The 22862-nt window shown below is 33.8% G+C and carries 24 protein-coding genes; 5 read left to right on the forward strand and 19 right to left on the reverse strand.

Translation table 11 applies throughout. The features are described 5' to 3' along the window. Positions 1 to 266 precede the first annotated feature (266 nt). A complete protein-coding gene (locus tag HUW50_RS24705) occupies positions 267 to 800 on the forward strand; it encodes a YceI family protein (RefSeq protein ID WP_066327187.1) in 534 nt (177 codons plus the stop codon). Positions 801 to 855: 55 nt separating this feature from the next. On the opposite strand, the gene speD is transcribed toward HUW50_RS24705, so the two are convergent. From speD to HUW50_RS24735, 6 genes are all read right to left on the reverse strand, one after another. Next, positions 856 to 1662 (reverse strand): adenosylmethionine decarboxylase, encoded by an 807-nt coding sequence (gene speD / locus HUW50_RS24710; protein ID WP_066327189.1) that lies wholly within the window; start codon positions 1660 to 1662, stop codon positions 856 to 858. Positions 1663 to 1847: 185 nt separating this feature from the next. Next, on the reverse strand, positions 1848 to 4415 hold the full coding sequence (locus HUW50_RS24715) for a rhamnogalacturonan lyase (RefSeq protein ID WP_185653450.1): 2568 nt from the start codon (positions 4413 to 4415) through the stop codon (positions 1848 to 1850). 543 nt (positions 4416 to 4958) lie between these two features. Then, positions 4959 to 5603: an SDR family oxidoreductase gene (locus tag HUW50_RS24720; protein WP_066327627.1), complete on the reverse strand. Its 645-nt coding sequence runs from the start codon at positions 5601 to 5603 to the stop codon at positions 4959 to 4961. A 90-nt stretch (positions 5604 to 5693) separates the two neighbouring features. Next, complete coding sequence (gene dacB, locus HUW50_RS24725; protein WP_066327193.1) at positions 5694 to 7172, reverse strand: D-alanyl-D-alanine carboxypeptidase/D-alanyl-D-alanine endopeptidase; 1479 nt, start codon at positions 7170 to 7172, stop codon at positions 5694 to 5696. 131 nt (positions 7173 to 7303) lie between these two features. After that, on the reverse strand, positions 7304 to 8140 hold the full coding sequence (locus tag HUW50_RS24730; protein WP_066327195.1) for an aldo/keto reductase: 837 nt from the start codon (positions 8138 to 8140) through the stop codon (positions 7304 to 7306). 207 nt (positions 8141 to 8347) lie between these two features. Then, positions 8348 to 8449, reverse strand: coding sequence for a YjcZ family sporulation protein (locus HUW50_RS24735; protein WP_083964462.1), 102 nt, complete (start codon positions 8447 to 8449; stop codon positions 8348 to 8350). A gap of 153 nt (positions 8450 to 8602) precedes the next feature. Here HUW50_RS24735 and HUW50_RS24740 point away from each other — a divergent pair, with 153 nt between their 5' ends. Next, positions 8603 to 9271, forward strand: coding sequence for an SOS response-associated peptidase (locus HUW50_RS24740; protein WP_066327197.1), 669 nt, complete (start codon positions 8603 to 8605; stop codon positions 9269 to 9271). A 94-nt stretch (positions 9272 to 9365) separates the two neighbouring features. Here HUW50_RS24740 and HUW50_RS24745 read toward each other — a convergent pair whose 3' ends face one another. The 8 genes from HUW50_RS24745 to HUW50_RS24780 form a co-directional block, all read right to left on the reverse strand. Further along, positions 9366 to 9977 (reverse strand): alpha/beta hydrolase, encoded by a 612-nt coding sequence (locus HUW50_RS24745; protein ID WP_066327200.1) that lies wholly within the window; start codon positions 9975 to 9977, stop codon positions 9366 to 9368. A 65-nt stretch (positions 9978 to 10042) separates the two neighbouring features. After that, a complete protein-coding gene (locus HUW50_RS24750) occupies positions 10043 to 11020 on the reverse strand; it encodes a ring-cleaving dioxygenase (protein WP_066327206.1) in 978 nt (325 codons plus the stop codon). Positions 11021 to 11362: 342 nt separating this feature from the next. Continuing rightward, entirely contained in the window at positions 11363 to 11740 is a 378-nt protein-coding gene (locus HUW50_RS24755) for a hypothetical protein (RefSeq protein ID WP_066327209.1), read from the reverse strand. A 19-nt stretch (positions 11741 to 11759) separates the two neighbouring features. Continuing rightward, a complete protein-coding gene (locus HUW50_RS24760; RefSeq protein WP_198165127.1) occupies positions 11760 to 12350 on the reverse strand; it encodes a spore coat protein in 591 nt (196 codons plus the stop codon). A 99-nt stretch (positions 12351 to 12449) separates the two neighbouring features. Then, complete coding sequence (locus HUW50_RS24765; RefSeq protein ID WP_066327212.1) at positions 12450 to 12734, reverse strand: hypothetical protein; 285 nt, start codon at positions 12732 to 12734, stop codon at positions 12450 to 12452. Between the two features lie 90 nt (positions 12735 to 12824). Next, positions 12825 to 13451 (reverse strand): YitT family protein, encoded by a 627-nt coding sequence (locus tag HUW50_RS24770; RefSeq protein WP_066327218.1) that lies wholly within the window; start codon positions 13449 to 13451, stop codon positions 12825 to 12827. Positions 13452 to 13747: 296 nt separating this feature from the next. Beyond that, the gene (locus tag HUW50_RS24775; protein WP_066327220.1) at positions 13748 to 14068 is read right to left on the reverse strand and encodes an 8-amino-7-oxononanoate synthase; all 321 of its coding nucleotides are present in this window, start codon (positions 14066 to 14068) and stop codon (positions 13748 to 13750) included. A 16-nt stretch (positions 14069 to 14084) separates the two neighbouring features. Beyond that, entirely contained in the window at positions 14085 to 14984 is a 900-nt protein-coding gene (locus tag HUW50_RS24780) for an HD-GYP domain-containing protein (RefSeq protein ID WP_066327222.1), read from the reverse strand. Positions 14985 to 15302: 318 nt separating this feature from the next. Here HUW50_RS24780 and ric point away from each other — a divergent pair, with 318 nt between their 5' ends. From ric to HUW50_RS24795, 3 genes are all read left to right on the forward strand, one after another. After that, positions 15303 to 16004 (forward strand): iron-sulfur cluster repair di-iron protein, encoded by a 702-nt coding sequence (ric, locus tag HUW50_RS24785; RefSeq protein ID WP_066327225.1) that lies wholly within the window; start codon positions 15303 to 15305, stop codon positions 16002 to 16004. Positions 16005 to 16288: 284 nt separating this feature from the next. Further along, on the forward strand, positions 16289 to 17797 hold the full coding sequence (locus HUW50_RS24790; protein WP_066327231.1) for a nitrate/nitrite transporter: 1509 nt from the start codon (positions 16289 to 16291) through the stop codon (positions 17795 to 17797). Between the two features lie 104 nt (positions 17798 to 17901). Further along, the gene (locus HUW50_RS24795; RefSeq protein WP_066327234.1) at positions 17902 to 18438 is read left to right on the forward strand and encodes a hypothetical protein; all 537 of its coding nucleotides are present in this window, start codon (positions 17902 to 17904) and stop codon (positions 18436 to 18438) included. Positions 18439 to 18505: 67 nt separating this feature from the next. On the opposite strand, the gene HUW50_RS24800 is transcribed toward HUW50_RS24795, so the two are convergent. From HUW50_RS24800 to HUW50_RS24820, 5 genes are all read right to left on the reverse strand, one after another. Beyond that, on the reverse strand, positions 18506 to 19042 hold the full coding sequence (locus tag HUW50_RS24800) for a small multi-drug export protein (protein WP_185653451.1): 537 nt from the start codon (positions 19040 to 19042) through the stop codon (positions 18506 to 18508). A 327-nt stretch (positions 19043 to 19369) separates the two neighbouring features. Further along, positions 19370 to 21316, reverse strand: coding sequence for a lipoteichoic acid synthase (locus HUW50_RS24805; protein ID WP_185653452.1), 1947 nt, complete (start codon positions 21314 to 21316; stop codon positions 19370 to 19372). 342 nt (positions 21317 to 21658) lie between these two features. Then, on the reverse strand, positions 21659 to 21907 hold the full coding sequence (locus HUW50_RS24810; protein WP_066327247.1) for a hypothetical protein: 249 nt from the start codon (positions 21905 to 21907) through the stop codon (positions 21659 to 21661). Positions 21908 to 22142: 235 nt separating this feature from the next. Continuing rightward, on the reverse strand, positions 22143 to 22334 hold the full coding sequence (locus HUW50_RS24815; protein WP_066327250.1) for a hypothetical protein: 192 nt from the start codon (positions 22332 to 22334) through the stop codon (positions 22143 to 22145). Beyond that, positions 22327 to 22857 (reverse strand): QcrA and Rieske domain-containing protein, encoded by a 531-nt coding sequence (locus tag HUW50_RS24820; RefSeq protein WP_083964463.1) that lies wholly within the window; start codon positions 22855 to 22857, stop codon positions 22327 to 22329. The genes HUW50_RS24815 and HUW50_RS24820 overlap by 8 nt, the downstream gene beginning before the upstream one ends. Positions 22858 to 22862: the final 5 nt, after the last annotated feature.

The following is a 22862-nucleotide window of genomic DNA, read 5'->3' on the forward strand; positions in this document are numbered from 1 at the left end:
TTTCTATAGCCTTACTGTACTCTCTTTTTACAGCGAATTCAATACACTTCACACAGTGTTTGAAATTTAAAATAAATTGTAAAAAATATGATTTTTATCACAGATATTTTGGAGATATTCCTTGTTAGTTGGCTGGAATTTCTACATAATACGCTTTTGAATTTTTTAATTGACAATATCTTCATGAGGTAATATAATTCATCTCAGAGTAATAAATCTTTAAACTGAGATATTTTAAACAAAGTTAATTATTGGAGGAGAAAAAAATGGCTAAAACAAAATGGAATCTTGATGTAACACATAGTGGGGTTGATTTTTCTGTAAAACATATGATGTTTGCTACAGTAAAAGGCGGTTTCCAAAGCTTTAATGCAGAAATCGAAGCTGATCCAACAGACTTAACTACTGCTGATATTGCATTTTCTGTAGATTTAGCAAGTGTTGATACTCGTAACGAGGATCGTGATAATCATTTACGCTCTGCAGACTTTTTTGATGTTGAAAATAACCCAACCATGACATTCAAGTCGAATACCATTGAAAAAACAGACGAAAATGAATATAACGTTACTGGTGATTTAACTCTTCACGGTGTGACGAAACAAGAAACATTTGCAGTTACTTTTGAAGGTACAGGAATTGATCCATGGGGAAATGAAAAAGCCGGTTTTGGGGCAGAAGGAAAAATCAAACGTAGTGATTACGGCTTAACATGGAACGCTCCATTAGAAGCTGGTGGCGTTTTAGTAGGCGATCAAATTAAGATTTCTCTTCAAATTCAAGCAGCTAAAGAAGCTTAATAATATACAGGGGATGAGATTAAGTATCTCACCCCTTTTTTATAGTCATAAATAATTAATTAATATTTTTCCCATAAAAAATTTCATCCATCTCTTTTGTTAAACGGTCAGTTATTTCTATTTGTTCATTTTCACTTAACTTATCCTTTGAATAACCAAATAAATAATTATTTAAATCGAACTTTTTTAGCTTACACTTTGTGTGAAAAATATTTTCTTGATATATATTTACATCAATCATATCAAACTGATTTTTCACTTCATCTGGGATATAATTTTGTATGGAACTAATTTCATGGTCGATAAATAATTTTTCTCCATTAATATCTCTAGTAAAGCCACGCACTCTGTAATCCATTGTCATAATATCAGTATCGAATGAATGAATCAAATAATTCAATGCTTTTAATGGTGAGATTTCTCCACATGTTGATACATCGATATCGGCTCTAAAGGTACTTATTCCTTCGTTTGGATGATATTCTGGGTATGTATGAACGGTAATATGGCTTTTGTCTAGTCCCATCACAATTGCTTCGGGTAGTGGACCTGGGGATTCATCATATGATTCAGTTGGTACTTCTACTACTGGTCCTTCTGAAACTAGAATTGTTACACTTGCTCCTTGCGGGACATAATCTTGTTTTGCAATATTTAATACATGTGCACCAATAATTTCAGTTACAGATTTTAAAATATTTGTTAACCGATCAGCATTGTATTGTTCATCGATGTATTCGATATAAGCTTCGCGTTCCTCTCTTGTTTTCGTATAACAAATATCATACATGTTGAAACTTAATGATTTAGTTAAATTATTAAAACCATGTAACTGAATACGTTGTTCTGGAGTTAGTTTCATCTATCTTCCCCCTTTTATATTTTATCACCGATACTTTCCTAGACATTTATATATTACCCATTTCTATGAAAAGAAAATCAGCCTTATTCAGAATTACGCTACTATGATCAAAAGCTTTTGCAGAAAAAATATATTTTTAATAAACAACAGCCGCTTAAAATACATGGCGGCTGTTCGTCCTATTATTATTTTGTTTCCAACATCTTAATTATTTGTTCAGCATGATTTGTTAAGTTTACTTTTGCTTTATCAGAAATTGTCGTTTTCTTGTTATTCTGGTTTATCTGATTCATGAACTTTTCCATAAATGATATGGATTTTTTATTAGAGCCTTTTTCAGCATGATGCTCAGCTTGTTTTAAAGATTTTTCTAACTTTTTATTAAGCGGACTATTTAGTTCACCATTTTTCGAATATGTGGCCAATAAGTCTTGTACTACATTGAATACACCTGGTGTCCAATACGTTGGAACAGGTACATTTCCCCAATCCGTATCAGATCCAAAATAATAACTTGTATAAGACGGTTGGTTATATCCAACGTTTTGCCAAGCAATACCAGTTCTATACTGTGGATCATGCATTAGTGAATATAATTTCCGATCTGTCACATCTGAACTTAGGTATATTCGAATCGAATTACTATCAGCTGTTCGTACAAGAAGTTCTTCTCTCCAATCACCAAAAATATCTGCAACTAAAGATGGATTTCCTTTTGTGTAATTATTCGTTCTAGTGTCAGTAGCCGTTAATATCGTTCCTTTTGTCCAATCTTGTATCGTTGGAGTTTGTTCTATTGAACCATTTACAATTTGCGTAGTCATATCAGCTGACCACTTAATATTCATATTTGTTCCTGGTACAGAATTGTTAATTTTCTCACCATCTGCTGACCAAAGTCCGACAGCCCATGTTTCCAATCCTTTGTGCTCAGGATCTACGTCCCCTATCATTCCTCTTCCTGTATCTTTACCAGTGTATCCACCATAAATCACTTTTCCTGTATTGGCATCGCGAAGTGCATAACCACATGGTGCGTATGCTCCACCTTCGTGTACCATGAAAATTTCTAAACCAGATCGATCAGGATTGATATCTGCAACATGCAATGCATCACCATGGCCTAAACCTGCAGTTGCTCCAGGGGTCGCACTCTCAGGTGGCATCACATCACTTGAGCTATACAATAAGGTTCCATCATGATCGATTGTTGAAGACCCATAAATGATTTCTTGCTTTCCATCATTATCAACATCTGCTGTACTTAATGAATGTGCACCTTGGGTTGTAAGTGAACCAAATTCCTTATCTGTTCCTAATCTACCATGTGGACCATCATTAAACGGATTGCTCATTGGAGTCCAGCCACTGTCAACCGCCCAATTCTCTTTTATGTGCTCGCCATCCCAGCTATACGTAACCATGGTAGCTCTAGTATAATAGCCACGTGAGAAAACTGCATAAGGTTTTTCCCCATCAAGATAGGCTACCCCAGCCAGAAATCGATCAACTCGGTTACCGGGCTCGATTCTAGACATTGCATAATCTCCCCACATAAGTCCATCATCTTCTCGCCCATATTTATATCGAATGGTTTCTAGTTCATCACCTGTTTCACCATTAAATACGGTTAAATATTCAGGACCTTTAACAATAAAACCTTCAAAATCTCTTAAATTATTTCTGCTACTTCGACTTGGAGCATATTCATCAATAAAGTAATCAGCTAAACTTTCAGCATCATCCTGAGATAGAGGATATTTATACTTCTTTTCTATTCCAAAACTTTCTTCAAGTGTTTCTGGCCAATTTCCGTTTACAACTTCTTCATGCTTATGCCAATCCATAAACATGTCGACAACATGATCATAATAATCTTCACTGCTCATACGGTAGTCATCTTGGTGACTATATCCATCTAGCTTATCTTCTTTAGGCATTGTTATAAACTTCTCTGAAGAGATATCGCCATTCTTGTCGAACTTTATCATTTTTGTTCCTGGAGCTGTTTTAAACATTAATTCTGATTTTCCATCTCCATCAAAATCATAAACTAAAAATTGTGTATAATGAGCTCCTGATCGAATGTTTACTCCAAGATCAATTCGATATAACAGTGTGCCATCAAATGTATAACAATCAATATAAGTTTTTCCTGTATAGCCTTTCTGTGATACATCTTTTGAGTTTGTTGGATCCCATTTAACAAAAAATTCGTATTTACCATCACCGTCAACATCCCCGACACTCATGTCATTTGCTGTGTAAGAATATACTTCACCACTTGGTGTTACACCATCTGACGGCTTCTTTAATTTCAAATCATAATATGTATGGTCCCAGGGTGTGGTTGTCGAGCTCTGATCGATTTCCTTTCCATTATCAACTGCAGCAACATAGTACGTTGAAGAATCATTACCATCTACATCTAAAAAGTTTGTACTATCTTCTACCATAGCAATTTTTTCACCATCACGGTACACGTTGAAGTTTACTCCTGTCAATCCTGAATCAGAATAACCAGTCACTTCATTAGCTAAAAGTCTCCAGCTAATAAATATCCCTTCAGAAGTGCTAGCTGCAACTAACCCTCTGTCAAGATATTCTAGTTGGATCCCGTTGCCTTGGACTAAATTATGTCCTCCTTGGGAATTAGTAGCGAAAGCATTACCTTGATAGCCTGTCATAAGAAGTGGAACAGCAAGAGATACGGCTAATACTTTTTTTGTTAGAGATTTTTTCCTCACGTTCATTTCATCACCTTTCAAATGTTTTAAAGAAAAAGAGCAGTAAATGAATAGATTTAATACTAGATTTAAGTTTTCGAGATTTAGTGGAGCTTTTGTTATATATGACAATCTACTTTTTCTTTGAGACGTTTCTTGTAAGTAAACTTTACAAGCTTATATTTATCACCTTCCAATTTATATTTACAAACCCAAACTGTAAGCCTTTACATTTTATAGAATAAAAACAGAAGATTGGGAATTTCATCCTATTATAGAATATTAACCACCTACTGTTAAAGAGAAAATTCAGAGATCATTTTATAAATAACAGTGTTTTTTAGTGGATACAGGAAAAAACTCCTTTAGTGAATCTTTTGATTCATTCAAAGGAGTTTCTATGAAAAGGAGAAGAACATTTGAAGTTGAATATTGATTATTGGAGATCTTTGCACAGGGAAAGATGGCATTACATCCCTTTAAGTTATGATAAGGTGCAGTTCGTTAACGTGCATCAAATTGTGGTTTTGTCCAATGTTCTTTAATCCTTTTTAAATAGCTACCTACACCTTACATTTTTTTCAATGCATCAGCTATCCATTCATCCCCTGAAACAAGATCAAATGATTGATTATATGTATGTTCTTCCTTTAAGCATGCAAAAATTGTTCTAGCTACATCTTCCCTTGAAATTGTCATTCTTGTTAGGTTTTCACCAACCGTTATTTTACCTGTACCTGGTTCATTTAATAGTCCACCTGGACGAATTATTGTATAAGTTAAATTAGATTGCATTAGTGTTTTGTCAGCATAATGCTTTGCCACGTAATAAGGTTTTATTTTTTCATTCCAATTTTCCCTTTTCTGAGCCTGGAGCGCGCTCACCATTACAAAACGTTTAATATTTGCTTTTTCTGCGGCTTCAATTGTTTTTCCTGCACCATCAAGGTCAATTAATAATGTTTTATCTGCCCCAGTGTGTCCTCCAGAACCAGCTGTAAAAACAATTGCATCACAACCGCTAGCAGCATTTACGATATCTTCTACACTGCCTTCTAAGTCAGCCATTACAGCCTCTACACCGTTTTGCTTAAATTCTTGGACCTGTTCTTCGTTTCTAACCATAGCTCTAACTGTATATCCATTACTTTCTTTTAGTAATCGAATGAGTTGTTTTCCAATTTGTCCATTTGCACCTACTACTAAAACTTTCATAAGATCTAATACCCCTCCCATATTAGTTTGATTCACCCTCCACATTATTCCAAAAACAAAAAGACTATTCAAACGTTGTGCTTACATCAATTAGATTTCATTATTTGCTAATATCTTAATAATTTGTTCTTCAATTTGTTTTCCACTGGCCTCATCTTTTAAATGGTTAAGTAAGATTGAAAAAATAAAGGTTTCACCATTATTTGCATTTATAAACCCCGATAGTGAGCTAACATTTGTAAGTGTTCCTGTTTTTGCTTTTACATTATCCTTTAAAGCAACGTTTTTCATCCTTTTTCGCAATGTTCCACCAATCATTTTGTCTGTATTACCTGCTATAGGTAATGATGCTTCAAATGTAGGGAACCAGTCCATTTGCTTAGCATGATATAACAAGGCAGTGATTTCATTCGCTGGAACAAGATTCATATGTGAAATACCTGAACCATCTCTTATTTCAATCTCTTGCATTCGTATACCCAGTGTTGTTAAGGCAACTTGTTCAACCTCTAATCCATCTTCCCAGCTACCATTCCCTTTAAACACTTTTCCCATTTCTTTAATTAATAGTTCACCATGGCCATTGTTGCTCAATTTCATAAAGGGTATTAACAGTTCTGACAATGACATCGATTGATGAGAAAGTAGTAATTCTGCATGTTCAGGCGTAGTTCCTACTTTAATACTACCTAGTATCTTAATATCTTGTTTTTTCAAGGATTGTATTAGTAAGTCCAAAGCATATTTTGTCGGCTCCCAAACTGCAATCCTTTCTTTCAGATTAGACGCTTTTAATGGAATATTACCTTCAATTGTAATGACATTATTACCATGCCCTCTTGAGATTTTAATGTTACTTGTTACATCCGAGGAAACTGTTTGAGTTTTATTAATTATGTTTATAATACTCGTTTGGGGTCGGACAACAACTTTAGCAGTTTTATTCATTTTCTCATTCGGACTAACCTCAATAATAATTGTCCCTGCATCATATTCCTTATCTGGTGATGCAGTTAGCGCACTTGTTGCTGCACCATAATAAGCTGCTTCATCACTCCAAGGTACATCAATTGAATAGCGAACTTGATCATACCAAGAATCATCTCCAATTAAATCGCCACTGATCATTTTAATCCCCTTCAATTTTAACTCTTTAGCGAATTGATCAAAATTCTCAGGCAAAAGTGTTGGATCTCCTTTTCCTTTTATATATAAATTTCCCGCAAGTACATTCCATTTAATAGATCCATCTGTTAATAAGTCTGTATGAAAGGTATAATCCTTTCCTAATGTTGTTAACGCTGCTGCTGCAGTAAACAGCTTCATATTTGAAGCAGGGGTTAAACGTGTGTCACCATTATATGTATACAATAATTCCCCAGATGAAGCTGATCGAACACTGACCCCAGCAATCGCCCCTTGTAGAGATGGATGATTACTAAGTAGTTCATTTAATTGGTGCTCTGATACAAAAGTTTGTCTATTTGTATTTGCAATCACTCGGCTATCCTTTATTGGGAAAAAATAGACTAATACGCATAAAAACAAACAAAATAACGGTTTTGCCATTTTGATTGCATTGCCTCCTTTGAAAGCTATTTACCGTTTAATGTTTTCAACTGCCTTATCTTATATCCCAGAAAGCACAAAAAAACGACTGAAAATAAATAAATTCAGCCGATTCTAATTTTATTTTTATTTCACAGTTTATTCATAACATCTGGATCAGATCCTACGCGTTGATCTTGATTAAGCGAATTAATTTTCTCCATATCTTCTGAGCTTAATTCAAAATCAAAGATATTCGCATTTTCCTGAATACGATGAGGTTTAACTGATTTCGGAATTGTCACAACTTCGTTTTGTAAATCCCACCGTAGGATGACTTGAGCAGTCGATTTTCCATATTTTCTAGCAATTTCTTGAAGTGTTGGTTCTTCAAATAAGCCGCCTTGCATTAGTGGGGACCATGCTTCAAGCTGAATACGATTTTGTTTACAGAACTCATGAAGACTTGTTTGAGTTAAACGTGGATGGTATTCCACTTGGTTAACCATTGGTACCACTTCACAATCCTCCAATAAATCCTTTAGATGATGCTCTTTGAAGTTGCTGACACCTATTGCACGAACTCGGCCATCTTTATATAACGTTTCAAGTGCTTTCCATGTTTCTTTGTATTTATTTTGTTCCGGAACTGGCCAGTGAATAAGATATAAATCTAAGTATTCAAGTCCTAGCTTTTTCATGCTCTCATCAAAAGCAGCTAAAGTGGAATCATAGCCTTGTTCCGAGTTCCACACCTTTGTTGTAATAAATAATTCTTCGCGAGGTACATTTGATTCTGCAATTGCTTTACCAACACCCTCTTCATTACCATAAATAGCCGCTGTATCAATACTTTTGTAACCTGCTTCTATCGCTGCTTTAACTGAATTAATGACTTCTGATCCATCTTTCACCTTGAATACTCCTAAACCAAACCAAGGCATTTCAATTCCATTATGTAATGTAGTCGTGCTTTGCAAGTTTTTCATTCTGTACACTCCTCTCTTTCATACACAATTATTTTGCTATATTTTTCTAAAAATGAAAAGTAATATGCTCTATATATGTAAGTTATGAGTTGATTTTTTGGATAAATGAGAATCCCTTAAACAAAAGGGTCAGACCCTCCAATGTAAAACAAAACGTTGGATAGGTTTGACCCAATTTTGTTAGCATTTTTTTATTATGCTCCTTGATTAATAACCCATATAAGATGCACCAATAATAATTAAAAGAATAAATAAAACGACGATTAGAGCAAATCCTGCTCCGTATCCGTAACCACCTTCGCCACCCATAATATCACCTCCACACATGTTTGGTTTACTATATGTAAGTAGTTATCACTCTGTTATGGGTAAAAAACCTAGTCTTCATATTTCACAAGTAATTTATTTTCCTGTATCATCTTAGTATAATGGACTGAAATAACCATAATGGTGGTGGTTTTTATGTGTGGACGCTTTTCATTAGCAACCGAACAACCGATTTTACAAGACCAATTTGACTTCATTTTTAATGAAGAACTTGATTACCGATATAATATTGCTCCCTCGCAAAATATTTTAGTAATTGGTTCAAATGGACAGGAACGAGTTGGAACGAAAATGCAATGGGGTCTTGTACCGCCTTGGTCAAAGGAGACGAAAATTGGGTACAAGATGATAAATGCGAGAGCAGAAACATTAGATGAAAAGGTAAGTTTTAAACAGCCTTTTAAGAAAAAAAGATGTTTAATTTTAAGTGATGGTTTTTACGAATGGAAAAAACAAGGGAAAGAAAAGCAACCTTATCGGTTTATAATGAAGGATCGTCGACCATTTGCTTTTGCAGGTCTTTGGGAGTGTTGGGATAAAGGAGACAAACCACTTTACACATGCACAATTATAACAACAACACCTAATGAATTAACGAAGGATGTCCATGACAGAATGCCAGTTATTCTTCCCCCCTCAGAATATGACCTTTGGTTGGATAGAGATGTCCAAGACACAGAAAAACTCAAAACGCTACTAGTACCATTTAACGACCAATTAATGGATGTATACTCTGTTTCAAGCATTGTGAATTCACCGAAAAATGAATCAGCAAAATGTTTAGAACCTACTAATAGTCTATAATAATGGGTTTTTCTAAAAGCAACGTGGTTTCAATATTTGAAATCGAAAATAAAAAGTAAAATACGCTTGAATAATACCAAGCGTATTTTACTTTTTATTTCGTATAGTTTTTTTCAAACCATTCTTTTGCTTTAATTATTTCCTCTCTCGTTAACTGGTGACCAGCATCTCCCCAATGCTCGGTGACATCAGCTTTCGCTAGTTTTAATGCATCAGCAAGCTCCTTTGTTTCGGCTGGTGGAATGATTGGATCGTTTGTGCCTGCTCCAATAAAAATAGAGGTTTCAGACAAATCAGGTATTTGGATTCCTCTTCTAGGAACCATTGCGTGTAATAAAATTGCTCCTTTTAGAGCCCTGTTGTAATGATACATAAGACTAGCAGCAATGTTGGCCCCATTTGAATACCCAATCGCAACTACATTGTTTCGATTGAATTGATACTGATCTGCCATGTCTGAAATGAATTCGTTTAGTTCATTTGTACGAAAAATCAAATCTTCCTCATCAAACACACCTTCAGCTAGACGGCGAAAAAACCGTGGCATTCCATTTTCAAGGACATTGCCTCTTACCCCAAGTACAGATGCATTTGGAGCAATCATATCAGCTATTGGTAATAAATCTCGTTCATTTCCACCTGTACCATGAAGTAATAGTAAAGTAGGGAGTTTGTGATCTGTTCCTTCTTTGAAAATATGTTGCATAAAAACACTCCTTTGTTTTTCCTGTTGACTATGAAATTATAAAATTCTAGTACTGAGGATAAGCGCTATTGTTCCGTATCTAATGGTTCTAGTCTTGCTTCTATTTCTTTTCTTTGCGCTTCAAAGTATGGTGGCAATGCTAGTTTTTCTCCTAAATGTTCGAAATCTTCGTCCCCTTCAAAACCCGGACCATCTGTCGCTAGCTCAAATAATATACCATTAGGCTCTCTAAAATATAATGAACGGAAATAATAACGTTCTACAAACCCAGAATTAGACAAATGATTTGCATTTAATATGTCTACCCATTTGTTTAATTCTTCTACATCTTCCACACGAAAAGCGACATGGTGAACACTTCCACGACCTGGTCTCTCACGTCCCACCTGATCTAATTCACTTACGTGTATTTCTGCTCCAGTTCCACCTTCTCCTGTTTCAAAGACTCGGACTTGTTTTTGATCCTCATCTTTTGTGTAACCATCCTTTTCTCGAAAGCCCATTAAATCTGTTAATACCTTTATTGTTCGCTCAGGACGTGACACTGTTAAATGAACCGGCCCTAGTCCAACTACACCATTTTCTTGTGGAACAGGGCTGTTAGCCCAAGGTTTCCCACCTGCTACACCTACATTATTTTCATCAGATACTAGTATTAAACGCTGACCCTCTTGATCGCGAAATGAAAGTGTTGCTCTTCCACTTTCATTGCTTATTTCATCATGATCAACATTAAATTGCTCAAAGCGATTCTTCCAATAGTGGAGTGCCTTATTATCTTTCACACGTAAAGATGTAGCAGTAATACTATTCGTCCCAGGGTATGTTCTACCAGAATGAGGAATTTCAAAGAATGTTAAATCTGTACCTGGATTTCCTCGCTCATCGGCATAAAATAAATGATAAACAGATGTATCATCCTGGTTGACAGTTTTTTTAACTAGTCTTAAACCTAATACTTTCGTATAGAAATGATAGTTTTCTTTTGCATTTGCAGTAAGTGCTGAAACATGATGGATGCCTAATAACGGCTTAATATTCATAAAAACCTTCCTTTCTAAGAACAAAAGCGCAAGCGCCTTGGTCAGCGACGAGAAACAAGAGCACTTCGTATGAGATAAAGGAAACACGAAGAGCGGAAGCGATTCGATGTTGACTTAACGCAAAGAGGAGTGTGAAGTTCACTAGGCGCTAGGCGCTGGAGCTGGATGTCAAGACACTTATTTAAAGTACAAGAATTTTATAATTTCATAGATAATAAAATAATCTTGAATTCAAGATAAATTATAAAGGACTTCAATTATATATGTCAACTAGTTGAAATGAAAAATAATATAAAACAGGGTTAACGATGAAACTTATACGTTAACCCTGTTTTATAAGATTTATTGTTGGATAAATTGTCTATTTTGCTGGAAACTTTGGTAGCTTGGAAGCTGTTGTTGCTGATTAGGTACCCTTTGGTAAGATGGTTCAACATTATATGATCCAACTTGTGAAATTTCTTGTTGCATTTGATTACATGTGTTTAAAACATGCTGACATTGCTGTATTGCTTTGTTGTGACCTTGCAGGCTTTGTTGAATGACTTGAACTGCTTGTTGTTCACGTTGTAATAGTTGTTGAAGCATTTGTACATTTTGTTGTTCTTGTTGAAGCATTTGTTTATATAGTTGACTACCTTGCTCTGTTTGTTGAATTAATTGTTGGACTGTTTGACGACATTCATTAATTTGTTGTAGGGCATGTTGTTGAGTATGCATATGTGAAACCTCCATTTTTTTATATTGATTGTTGTTGGTTATTATATAAACTGCTTGGCTGGTAGCTGTTTATCATAGATTGTGTAGTAGTCTGATCAAAGGTTGGTACATGATAATAACCTTTGTTGTTCATATAACTCCAAATTTCATATGCTTGATCTGCACAATTTTTCGCACTCTGAATCATCATTTCTCTTATTTGTGAATCCGTACATTCTAAAGCTGCATGCATTTTTTGTACAGCTCCAGTCTTATGACACCCTAACATTCCAGATGAAATATCACGATCATTCATTTGATTGATTGAAGCGTTTGGAGCCTCTGGAACAGGATTACTGCCTATACCATAGCTTGGCGAAAAGTTCATATTCACTTTCACATTAGGTAAACGATTGATATTTACTTTGTGTTTTAGAGCATTAACTAAAGAATTATACTCATTTGTCATGAAAGATAGTTGATTTTGTAAAATATTTTTAAGCTCTTGATCTTGACAATATGGTTGGTAAAGTTGAAACAGATTGATACCATTAATTGTATTGCAAAGTACTTCATGACAATCCATGATTTCATGAGCACCGATGTTTACTTGATTCATTTGGCTCTGCACTGCTATTCCTCCTAGAAACTATTTTTTTATAGCCAAATTTAAAATCCCTCTAATGAAATAAAATTATACAAAAAAAATCCCAGATCATTTCTGAGATTTTTAAGAAAACTTATATAGAATAGTTCCATTCGATTGTGCAATAATTGAAAAAACGCCATGATTTTTAATCTGTCTCGATAATGCAAACTGAGTTCCATCCCAGTCCAAGCTCCAATTTAAAGGTGCACTCGCTCGTAAATGCATAAATTGATGTTTAAAAACTTCATATTCGAGTGATAAAGAGAAAATGTCTTCTTCTATTGCATACCAAAGACTTTTTAAAAACAATTTAGCTTTCACTGAATCTACAGAATCAATCATTTGGTTAACTGTTATATATTTCACTTTATCTCCTCCCCTACCTATACATTAGATGAGAAGCTATAAAAAAACTACCCTAAAATGTTTCCAATCTAGAGTAGTGATCATTATATATTATGAATGTAAACTTTTACCTACCAATTGAGCTTCTTGATCTCGTTCCATTTCTTTTATTGGAGATTTTTTATAACGTCCAATAATACTACTAGCTATAAATATGCATGAAATTGATAATATTGCCTTAAACCAACCTACCAATGCTAAAGCAAATAAAATGATTAGAGAGTCGCATACGAATAGAACAATTCCTCGATTAATGCTAAATTTCTTATCAATATACAACCCTAATATGTGTATTCCACCAAGTGAAGAACCATTATTTAGAACAAATGTAACACCAAAGCCGATCAGCAGGCCAGAAATAATAGATGCGATAACAATATTAATTTCAAACGCTGGGATAACTAGATCGAACCACTCTCGTATAAATGAAATCCCAGTTATTGATAAAAGACTAGAGATTGTAAACCATTTGCCTAATTCTTGAATGGAAATAATGAAAAACGGTAAATTTACGATAAAGAATAGAACACCCCATGGTACATTCGTTACATATGTTAGAATTGTAGCAATACCCGCTGTTCCCCCAAATGTTAGCAAGCTATCTGATAATAGTTTAATTCCAAGTGATGTAATGATAAGTCCAATTAGCACGAAAATAAGCTTTTTTAAAAGATTCATAGAGAACACCCCGTTCCTGTTGTCAATTCTTAACTTATCTCATCGAATGACATTGGTCAATAAGCTGGGAAGTATTCGGAATCTTAGGTTTATTTTGAAATAATCATCTATTTTAATTCCTGAGTGGCTTATGACCCCAAGGATCTAGGAAGCTGGATGACAAAGTGTTAACCAGAGTACATGCATTTAATAATTTTCAAAACAAAAAAAGACTAATTCCACTTTTATCATAATCGATCACATCGTGATACTCCTAATGATTAGCGAGAAATTAATCTTTTAAAAGAATACTACTATTAAAACATCGGTACCGGTGGGTCAATTCCTAGAACTGGTTGCCCATTAATTGTTAACCAAATATAATAGTGATCGATTTCAGTATCTAAACGATTTTCAATTGTTTTGATCGCATTTTCTTGAATATCAAAACTCATCGTAGCTGTTTGATCACCAAGCGGAATTCCTTTTAATCCTAGTAAATCAGCAATATATCTAGCATCCTCGTAAGATACCTCAATATATTTATCATGCTCAGATAGATATGCTGCATTTGCCGGTGTTACTGTTATAAGAACAACAAATAATAAAGCAGCAAGTAAAAGTATGAACTTTTTCATTTTTATTTTCTTCCTCCTAAAGTTTGTGCTTCACATCATTAAACACATCGACAATGATTGGATTATACATCGTTCCACGACAACGGTTAATTTCTAAAATGGCTTCTTCCTTTGATCTTCCCTTTTGATAAGAACGATCAGTTGTCATGGCATCATATGAATCTACAACAGATATAATAGAAGCCTCTACCTCAATCTCATCTTTAGCTAACCCAAATGGGTAGCCTTTCCCGTCGTAACGTTCATGGTGTTGTTCGACAACAAGACCAGCGCTCATTAATAATGGTAGCTTTGTCTCCTCTAGAACTTGTCTCCCATAGGAGGTATGCATTTTCATTATTTCCCATTCTTCTTGAGTGAGTTTTTCAGGCTTTAGTAAAATGTCTAAAGGAATTTTAACTTTACCAATATCATGAAAGAAGGAGGCCATATTTAGGCGTAAAAGCTGTTTTGAATTTAATCCCATTGCTTCGCCAACTAGCATCGATAGTTTACTAATTCTAGCACAATGGTCCCCAGTATAACCATCCTTTTTTTCGATCGATATTGCCAAGTTCATTAAATCTCTAGAAATTTGACTGTAACGATGAAATACAGGTTGCGAGGAAACGTACAAAAATTCGGTTGTCCCTATTGATTGAAAAACATAATGTTCCTTTACAGGACTTCTATAAAATGAATCTCCAGTTTTATAGATCTCATATCCACCATTTGTGCTCAGTTTTAGTTCTCCTGAAACCACAATTAAATACTCGAGTGCTTCCCAACCTTCTTCAGGTTCTAAAGCCCATCTAGTATTTGGTTCGAGCTTATGATGGATAATCTCAGTCTGATCAGCTGAAGCGATAAGTGAAATGGTTAAACCTTTCATTTGAACTGTTTCTATAAAATGATTCTTATTTCCTATCCCCTTCATATGAACCTCTCTTCTCTAATAGAATTCAGATGTCTTCACTAATTATAGTAGATGCTTGTACAATCGCATAGATTGTTTTGAGAAAATGAATATAATACCATATAGTTCTTGTTAAAAAATGGTTCTAATAAGAATTTATTGGATATTCAATAATTCCTTTTACCTAATTTTATAATAGGTATATAGTTATGGTTAGAGTTGATATTTTTGTCGAGTTACGAATTTAAACAAATAACAAGAAATCCTTCATATTATTGTGATTTGAATCACATTCTTCTGATTCTCAATCATGTATTCTTCAAATAGGAGGTGCAATTTATGAATAATCAAAAATTTGATCGCACTACAAGTATAGGTGAAATAGTTGCAGCGTTCCCTCAATCCAGTGACTTTTTCAAAAAATATAAAATAGATTTTTGTTGCGGAGGAACACGTTCTCTTGAACAGGCAATTTCTGAAAGGAAATTAAAAGAGGAAGAATTTTTAGAAGAACTAGAGCAATTTTATCTAAAGAACATCCGCTCAGTTGCTGAAACCGATTGGAGAACAGTTCAATCAGAAGAACTTGTTAATCATATCATTTCTATACATCATCAATATGCCGCATCAGAAGTAAAACAAATGACGCCATATGTAAATAAAGTTGCTCTTGTTCACGGTGATAAGCATCCACATCTTAAAACGGTATTAACACTTTTTAATGAGTTAAAAAGTGAAATTGATGAGCACTTTAAAAAAGAAGAAACAGTTGCATTCCCAGAAATAATAAAACACGAAAAAAATAAAACAGAGCAGTCTCTAAAAGAACTAACTCCTATCATCCAGTCTTTAGTTGCTGAACATGATCAAGCTGGGAAGATTTTAAAAAAAATTCGTGAAATCACTCATGATTATTTATTGCCTTCTGATGCATGTGGCACATATCGGTTGGTTTATAATCGTCTTGAAATGTTAGAGGATGATATGTTTCAACACATCCACCTTGAAAATAATATCCTTTTTCCAAGGTATATGTGTTAATTAATTTACAATTTTAACAGAAATGACTAACTACCCTGATCAGCAAGATTAGGGTAGTTTTGCTATTTGCAATGACTTATATCCCCGCGGAAAGCTAGCATCTCTCACTATAATCAACCACGCCGTAATACTTGTTATAAGCAATCAAAGTTTGCGAAAGAAGTCTAAAATAAATTCATCGCTGTGATATTTTTCACAAACAGAAAAGAATCCATTTGCTATTATACTTCTATATCACGTAAATAGCTAAAAAATGAATGACATGTTCGAAAGGAGAACTAATAATGAAGAGTCAAAAACATCAATTACCTCTTCAGACGTTAAGTTTAACAGCGGGTTTTATGGTTTGGGTATTAATTTCTTCCTTAATGCCAAATATTAAACAAGATATCGACTTAACAGATCAAGAAATTGCACTGGTAACAGCGATTCCAGTTATACTAGGTTCCTTATTGCGTATTCCAATAGGATATTACACAAATCGTTTTGGTGCACGAATCACTTTTACAATCAGTTTTCTCATTTTGCTTTTTCCAGTCTTTTATCTTAGCTATGCGAACTCATTAATAGATTTAATTATCGGTGGGTTGTTAGTAGGAGTTGGTGGAGCAACATTCTCAATTGGGGTAACATCTCTTCCTAAATACTACAAGAAAGAAAAACATGGTTTAATTAATGGTATTTATGGTGCAGGTAATATTGGAACTGCAATAACTGCTTTCTTAGCACCAGTCATGGCAAATACTTTTGGATGGGGAAATACAGTACGGTTTTATTTAGTGCTTTTATTCGTATTTGCCTTATTCAATTTCATCCTCGGTGACAGAAAAGAACACAAAGTTAATCTCCCTATCATGAAACAAATTAAAGAGGTTTATCGGAATCAAACGTTATGGTTTTTATGTCTATTTTATTTCATTACATTTGGTGCATTTGTTGCTTTTACGATTTATTTACCAAATTTCCTTGTGAATCATTTCGGTCTTGATCCTGTTGGAGCTGGCATGCGTACAGCCGGATTTATTGCTTTAGCAACAGTGTTACGACCTGTTGGTGGATGGTTAGCTGACAAATTTAACACGTACTTCATCTTAATGCTTGTTTTTGCAGGTCTTACCTTTTCTGGTGTCCTATTATCCTTCTCCCCTACTATCGAACTTTACACAGTTGGAGTTTTAACAGTAGCATTTTGTGCAGGTATAGGTAATGGAACTATTTTTAAGCTAGTACCGCAATATTTCACTAAGCAAGCTGGAATTGTAAATGGAATTGTTGCTGCAATGGGTGGTCTTGGGGGCTTTTTTCCACCACTTGTCTTAACTGCAGTCTTTAATTTTACTGGTCACTATGCCATAGGCTTTATGGCTTTATCTGAATTTGCTCTACTTAGTTTTGTAATTGTCGTCTGGATGTACTTTCAAGAAAAACTTAGCATTGAAAATAAAATCATTGAAAATACAGCCTTAGGATTGATGATTACAAATCCTAATGGTGTGATTCAAAAAGTAAATCCAGCATTTACAAAGGTAACTGGCTTTACTTTAGCAGAGGCCGTTGGAAAAAAACCAAATCTATTACAATCAGGACAACATAGCAAATCATTTTATAAGGATCTATGGGATAAGGTGAAAAAGAATGGTTACTGGCAAGGTGAGATTTGGAACAAACGTAAAAATGGTGAAATTTACCCTGAGTGGTTAACAATAAGTCAAGTAAGCAATGATGCTGGCGAAGTAAAATATTATATTGGACAATTTAGTGATATTTCTGAAGAAAAACGAATGAATATATAGATTCCTAAAAGATGAGAAAAGCTGAGTAAAATCATCAGCTTTTTCACTTGTATTCATATCAAAATCTGTAAATCAACTTTTTAGTGTTTAAGGAGTATAAGCATATGTTATCTGCAACTTTATTTTTCTCACCTTCAAAAAATGTAGGATCTACGCTTAAGGAATTAGGATTTCTATTCGTGAAAAATGAATATAATTATTATCTTAAAGATAAAAAGCTCATTGAAGCAACAATTGATTCTTCCAATTGTTCATTGAAATTACTGTTTTCTTCTGGATTAAATCTTGAAGAATACACCATGATCCATACAATTATCCTTTGTATAATGAAAAAGATGAATGCAAAAATTGATGACAATGATAGTTTACTTGGCTACACAAGTAATGGTGAAGGTGCTCATATTGTTTCTAACTGGCAGAATTGGTATGGTTTTTTACAAGACGCGAAACTCTCCTCATTAGAAGGAAAAAAAGTTCGTGTGATGGATGAAAATGATAAAGAACTTGCCTCAGGTATGTTCGTAGGATATAAAGCCGATGAGCTTACATCCTCAATTATTGAATGTACGTTAATCACTCTTTTTGGTGAGAGAACATATAAAGGAAATAAACTATCAATCCAACCAACAAATGAGTGGTAAAGCAAATAAACTTCATTAAAAATAGCTTCTATGTATAAATCAAAATCTTGTACATAGAAGCTATTTTTCATTGAAATATTCGGACAAGAAATCCGTTCTGTTCTACATCTGGAGCAAAAAAAGTCACACCTGAACTAGCAGCAATAGTTGATACAACTGTCCATATTACTAAACTAGTAATCATCCAGCCTGTTACTAAACTTCTTTTCGATCCAAAGCACATAGCCATAAAAGCAGAAATATGAGAACCTACAAGAAGTGGACCGAATATTGTTAACCCTGGTAAACCATATTTGTCAAAAAGAGACCTTGCTCGTTTTTGCTTTTTGGAATCCTTTTCAGATAGTGCCTCATCAATACCCTGGGCCTCTCCTCCTTCGACCTCTCTCAAACCTACTCGCTTCTGTTTTCTTGCTTTCATCCACCCTTTGACTTTATCAACAAAGACGACCAAAAGCAGGATTGTTACTAGATTCCCTAAAAATCCTAGTATTGCTACAGGTACTGGTGATAATCCACCAATAATCGCCAACGGAACTACAGTAACTAGCTCAAACAATGGTATTGCCGCTAACAGAAATACCAAAAAATAAGATATAAACATTTTTAAATCCCTCTTTACATTTTAATTTTCACTTTTAATTCATACTGTATTACTATAAATCTCTGACAAAGGCTAATATAATACCTCTCATACTATTACATACGAACAAAATAGTAAAAAGTTTCAAATAAAAACATGTATTTTTATCTAAATGCTTAATATACGTTAAAACTTTATTAATTAAAAGTTCAATCACTATACTGAAAAGAAATGACGGTCTTACTTATTATATAAAATAAAAGTCGTACAAAAAAAAGCTGTTAAGAGATTTAATCTCCTAACAGCTAATTGTTCGTTCGTCTATTGAACCTTGTGTAGTTGAAATAATTATTTAACTTCTGATTCAGTTTCTGATTCATTATGATTTGTATAATCATATTTTGATGGGTCAACTGGTTCAAAACCTTCAGGTGTATAAAAGCGTAATAAATCTTGGTTTACAATTTTATCTGACATCTGAAGTTTTAATTGAGTAATTTGTTCGTACTGTTTTATTGCATCGGTTTCCTCAACTGGTTCTCCAGTATTTGTATCATAATATTTCCCATTCAAAGCAGTCACCTTATCAGTAATAAAGTCTCCATTACGGAATGGCACTACTGTCTGATGGTCTTTAGAGAAAAGATCTGTCCCTACTTGTACATATCCTTTTGTTTCAATACCAAGTAAATGCATGAGTGTTGGCATTAAATCAATCTGTCCACCATACTGATGCATTGCCCCCCCATCTTCACCTGGAATATGGATAAATAGTGGGACCCTTTGTAATTGAGCATTTTCAAAATCGCCTACTTCTTTGCCTAATACTTTAGACATAGCAGTATTATGATTTTCAGATATCCCGTAATGATCTCCATACATAACAATCATTGAGTTCTCATACAATCCAGATTCTTTAAGATAAGTAAAGAATTCTTTTATAGCTTCGTCTAAATATCGAGCTGTTTGAAAATAATTATCTACTGAACTATCGCCTGTTGTATGCTTCTCAATCGTTGCTTCATCTTGATCCAATGGGTATGGGAAATGATTACTTACTGTAATAAATTTTGTATAAAAAGGTTGACTTAAGGATTCTAGCATTGGCATAGATTGTTTAAAAAACGGCTTATCTTTCATCCCATAATTTAAAATATCTTCGTCTTTTGCATTATAATAACTTAAATCAAAAAACTTATCATAACCTAATGATTTATAGATCTCATTTCTGTTCCAAAAGGATTTCGTATTACCATGGAATACTGCAGATGTATAACCATTTTGACCTAAAATAGCTGGAGCTGCTTGGTAAGTATTCTGACCTTTTGTTGAAAAGGCTGCTCCTTGCGGTAATCCAAATAATGAGTTTTCAAGCATAAATTCTGCATCAGCTGTTTTCCCTTGTCCAGTCTGATGGAAAAAGTTATCAAAGTAGAAAGTACTTGAATCCTTTGTTAACGAATTAAGGAATGGTGTAACTTCCTGACCATTCAATTTATAGTTAATGATAAAATTTTGTACTGATTCTAAATGAACATAAATTACATTTTTTCCTTTTGCAATACCAAAGTAATCAGGATTTGGTTCAGCATAAATCGCATTTGTATAATTCGTAACCTCTGTAATATCATCTGTATCTGCCATTGCTCGTTGTGTTGAAGCTCTTGTACTTTGAATCGCATCATAGATTGTAAAGTTATACATACCTAAATATTTAACAATATAGTTACGGTCAAACGTTCTTGTTAATAACTGTGGACGATCTGTTTCTGCTAAACTTAGGTTTACTGCGAAAAAAGCAATAGCAGTTGCAAAAACCATAACTAACGAACGAGTTTTAACTTTAATAGATGTTGGTTTTACTAACTTAGTCAAAACTAATACTAATAAAATAATTGTATCTAAGAAATACAAAACATCATAAGGTTTTAATAATGCTTCAATACTTTGACCTAAGTCACCTGCATTACCTGTTTGTGTAAGTGTTGGAAGTGTAATGAAATCTGAGAAAAATCGATAATATACAATATTTGCATATAACAAGAATGATAGAAGAAAATCTATTACTATCATCCAAATAAAAGATTTTTTCCCTTTAAAAAATAAAGCAAGTCCCAAAAATAAAATAACTGAGCTAGCAGGGTTTAGGAATAAAAGAAATTCTTGCATCACATTATCAATACCTAAACTAAACTCTACTCGGTAAGCAGCATAGGTTTTGACCCATAAAAAAACTACTGCAAGAACAAAAAAATTAATATGGTTATTCAGTAAAGAACGTAATTTTGTTTTCATTGTTGCCACCTCTTAATTTAAAATAGCATTAGTTTATATCAAAATTCAAAAAAATATTTTGATTAACAGTACTAAATACTAACGTATTTTTTTATATATTGTCAATCTCCCAAATTTGGACAATCTTTATTAACGTATTGTGTACTCTAGGTTACAACATAATTATTAACAAATTATGAACAGTTTTCTCAATTCAGTTGTTTAATAAAATAAATACATTTAGATTGTCATATTTACATAGATATTTCTCACTATTGTATTATATTCAATACAAAATGACCTATTCACCAAGTGAATGGCCATTTAAATGAATGATCGTTTTCAAAAAGGAAAACTTTAGGTTCATTTCTGATTTTTCATTTGATTCAATTCATCTACAAGTTGACTTGTGCGTTTAGCGTTACCTTGTGCAAAATTTTGTAAGCGGTCCTTTAACTCTTCATTGTTATGAATTCTTTCTGCAGTCATGATATACTGCCTCATTAACTCATTTTCTATTTTGTAAGATGCCTCAAGTACATCAATTAATAGATCGTCTGTTAACATGTCTTCACGATCATGGTCACGATCGTAATCTTTGTTATGGTTCATTTATGCATCCTCCTAATCCATACTAATTTCATTATGTTCATAAGATCATCTTGGAATACATAATTACTGACTTATCTTAGTTTTAAAAAAGGCTTTCCCGAAATTATTGTGGTTTCTAATGACATAGATCTATTATACAGATTTTAATTTTATCATCTTTTTAAGAAGATGCCCATCTATGAAAAAAGACAAAAAGAAAGGCATGTAAACACTTTACACACCTTCCGTTTTAAAACTATTTGTACTCTTGTTTATTCCATTGTATAAAAGTAATAAGACAGATGATAGTGGAAATAATTGCTATACTACTAAATGTCCAAACATGTTTATATTCCTCACCAAAATAAGATTCAATTGTCATTTGCAGCATGATGACATTTACAAGTAACGTGGAAAAAATGATAATCCAGTAGAATTTATTACCCATGACGTATCTGTCTCCCTACCGCATAAATTGTACCTGCCTCAACTTCTAATTCAATTAGTGGTAATTCTCTTTGAGGTGGACCAGCTAAAGGATGACCATTGTCTACACTAAAAAATCCTCTATGACAGGGGCAGAGTAACACTGACTCTTCCTTTTCGTAAAAAACTGGACATTGCAGGTGAGTACATTTATTATTATATGCTTTTAACTTTCCTTCTTTTGTATGAACTAATATAGCAGGTTCATCATCTGTAGGATAATTGAAATTAATGGCACTGTCTTTTGGTATATCAGCTAGTTTTGCGATTTCAACACGATTTGAGTGATCTTTATTATTTGAGAAAGCTAAACCAGAAAAAGGCAAAGTAGCAATTCCAAGTGTAATGGAAGCTCCAACAGCAGATTTCAAAAATGCGCGGCGATTAAATTTTAAATCATCAGCACGATTTAGATTGTCTATTAAATGAATCATATCACTCTTAGTTTCTTTTTCATTTCGTTTTCGCTTATTATCATTTGCCATTTTCG

Source organism: Metabacillus sp. KUDC1714 (genome assembly GCF_014217835.1).
GTDB classification, from domain to species: Bacteria; Bacillota; Bacilli; order Bacillales; family Bacillaceae; genus Metabacillus; species Metabacillus rhizosphaerae.

Coding starts and splice junctions, on each gene's coding strand:
- HUW50_RS24705 (WP_066327187.1), top strand. CDS start 267: ATGGCTAAAACAAAATGGAATCTTGATGTAACACATAGTGGGGTTGAT.
- speD (WP_066327189.1), bottom strand. CDS start 1,662: ATGAAACTAACTCCAGAACAACGTATTCAGTTACATGGTTTTAATAAT.
- HUW50_RS24715 (WP_185653450.1), bottom strand. CDS start 4,415: ATGAACGTGAGGAAAAAATCTCTAACAAAAAAAGTATTAGCCGTATCT.
- HUW50_RS24720 (WP_066327627.1), bottom strand. CDS start 5,603: ATGAAAGTTTTAGTAGTAGGTGCAAATGGACAAATTGGAAAACAACTC.
- dacB (WP_066327193.1), bottom strand. CDS start 7,172: ATGGCAAAACCGTTATTTTGTTTGTTTTTATGCGTATTAGTCTATTTT.
- HUW50_RS24730 (WP_066327195.1), bottom strand. CDS start 8,140: ATGAAAAACTTGCAAAGCACGACTACATTACATAATGGAATTGAAATG.
- HUW50_RS24735 (WP_083964462.1), bottom strand. CDS start 8,449: ATGGGTGGCGAAGGTGGTTACGGATACGGAGCAGGATTTGCTCTAATC.
- HUW50_RS24740 (WP_066327197.1), top strand. CDS start 8,603: ATGTGTGGACGCTTTTCATTAGCAACCGAACAACCGATTTTACAAGAC.
- HUW50_RS24745 (WP_066327200.1), bottom strand. CDS start 9,977: ATGCAACATATTTTCAAAGAAGGAACAGATCACAAACTCCCTACTTTA.
- HUW50_RS24750 (WP_066327206.1), bottom strand. CDS start 11,020: ATGAATATTAAGCCGTTATTAGGCATCCATCATGTTTCAGCACTTACT.
- HUW50_RS24755 (WP_066327209.1), bottom strand. CDS start 11,740: ATGCATACTCAACAACATGCCCTACAACAAATTAATGAATGTCGTCAA.
- HUW50_RS24770 (WP_066327218.1), bottom strand. CDS start 13,451: ATGAATCTTTTAAAAAAGCTTATTTTCGTGCTAATTGGACTTATCATT.
- HUW50_RS24775 (WP_066327220.1), bottom strand. CDS start 14,068: ATGAAAAAGTTCATACTTTTACTTGCTGCTTTATTATTTGTTGTTCTT.
- HUW50_RS24780 (WP_066327222.1), bottom strand. CDS start 14,984: ATGAAGGGGATAGGAAATAAGAATCATTTTATAGAAACAGTTCAAATG.
- ric (WP_066327225.1), top strand. CDS start 15,303: ATGAATAATCAAAAATTTGATCGCACTACAAGTATAGGTGAAATAGTT.
- HUW50_RS24790 (WP_066327231.1), top strand. CDS start 16,289: ATGAAGAGTCAAAAACATCAATTACCTCTTCAGACGTTAAGTTTAACA.
- HUW50_RS24795 (WP_066327234.1), top strand. CDS start 17,902: ATGTTATCTGCAACTTTATTTTTCTCACCTTCAAAAAATGTAGGATCT.
- HUW50_RS24800 (WP_185653451.1), bottom strand. CDS start 19,042: ATGTTTATATCTTATTTTTTGGTATTTCTGTTAGCGGCAATACCATTG.
- HUW50_RS24805 (WP_185653452.1), bottom strand. CDS start 21,316: ATGAAAACAAAATTACGTTCTTTACTGAATAACCATATTAATTTTTTT.
- HUW50_RS24810 (WP_066327247.1), bottom strand. CDS start 21,907: ATGAACCATAACAAAGATTACGATCGTGACCATGATCGTGAAGACATG.
- HUW50_RS24815 (WP_066327250.1), bottom strand. CDS start 22,334: ATGGGTAATAAATTCTACTGGATTATCATTTTTTCCACGTTACTTGTA.
- HUW50_RS24820 (WP_083964463.1), bottom strand. CDS start 22,857: ATGGCAAATGATAATAAGCGAAAACGAAATGAAAAAGAAACTAAGAGT.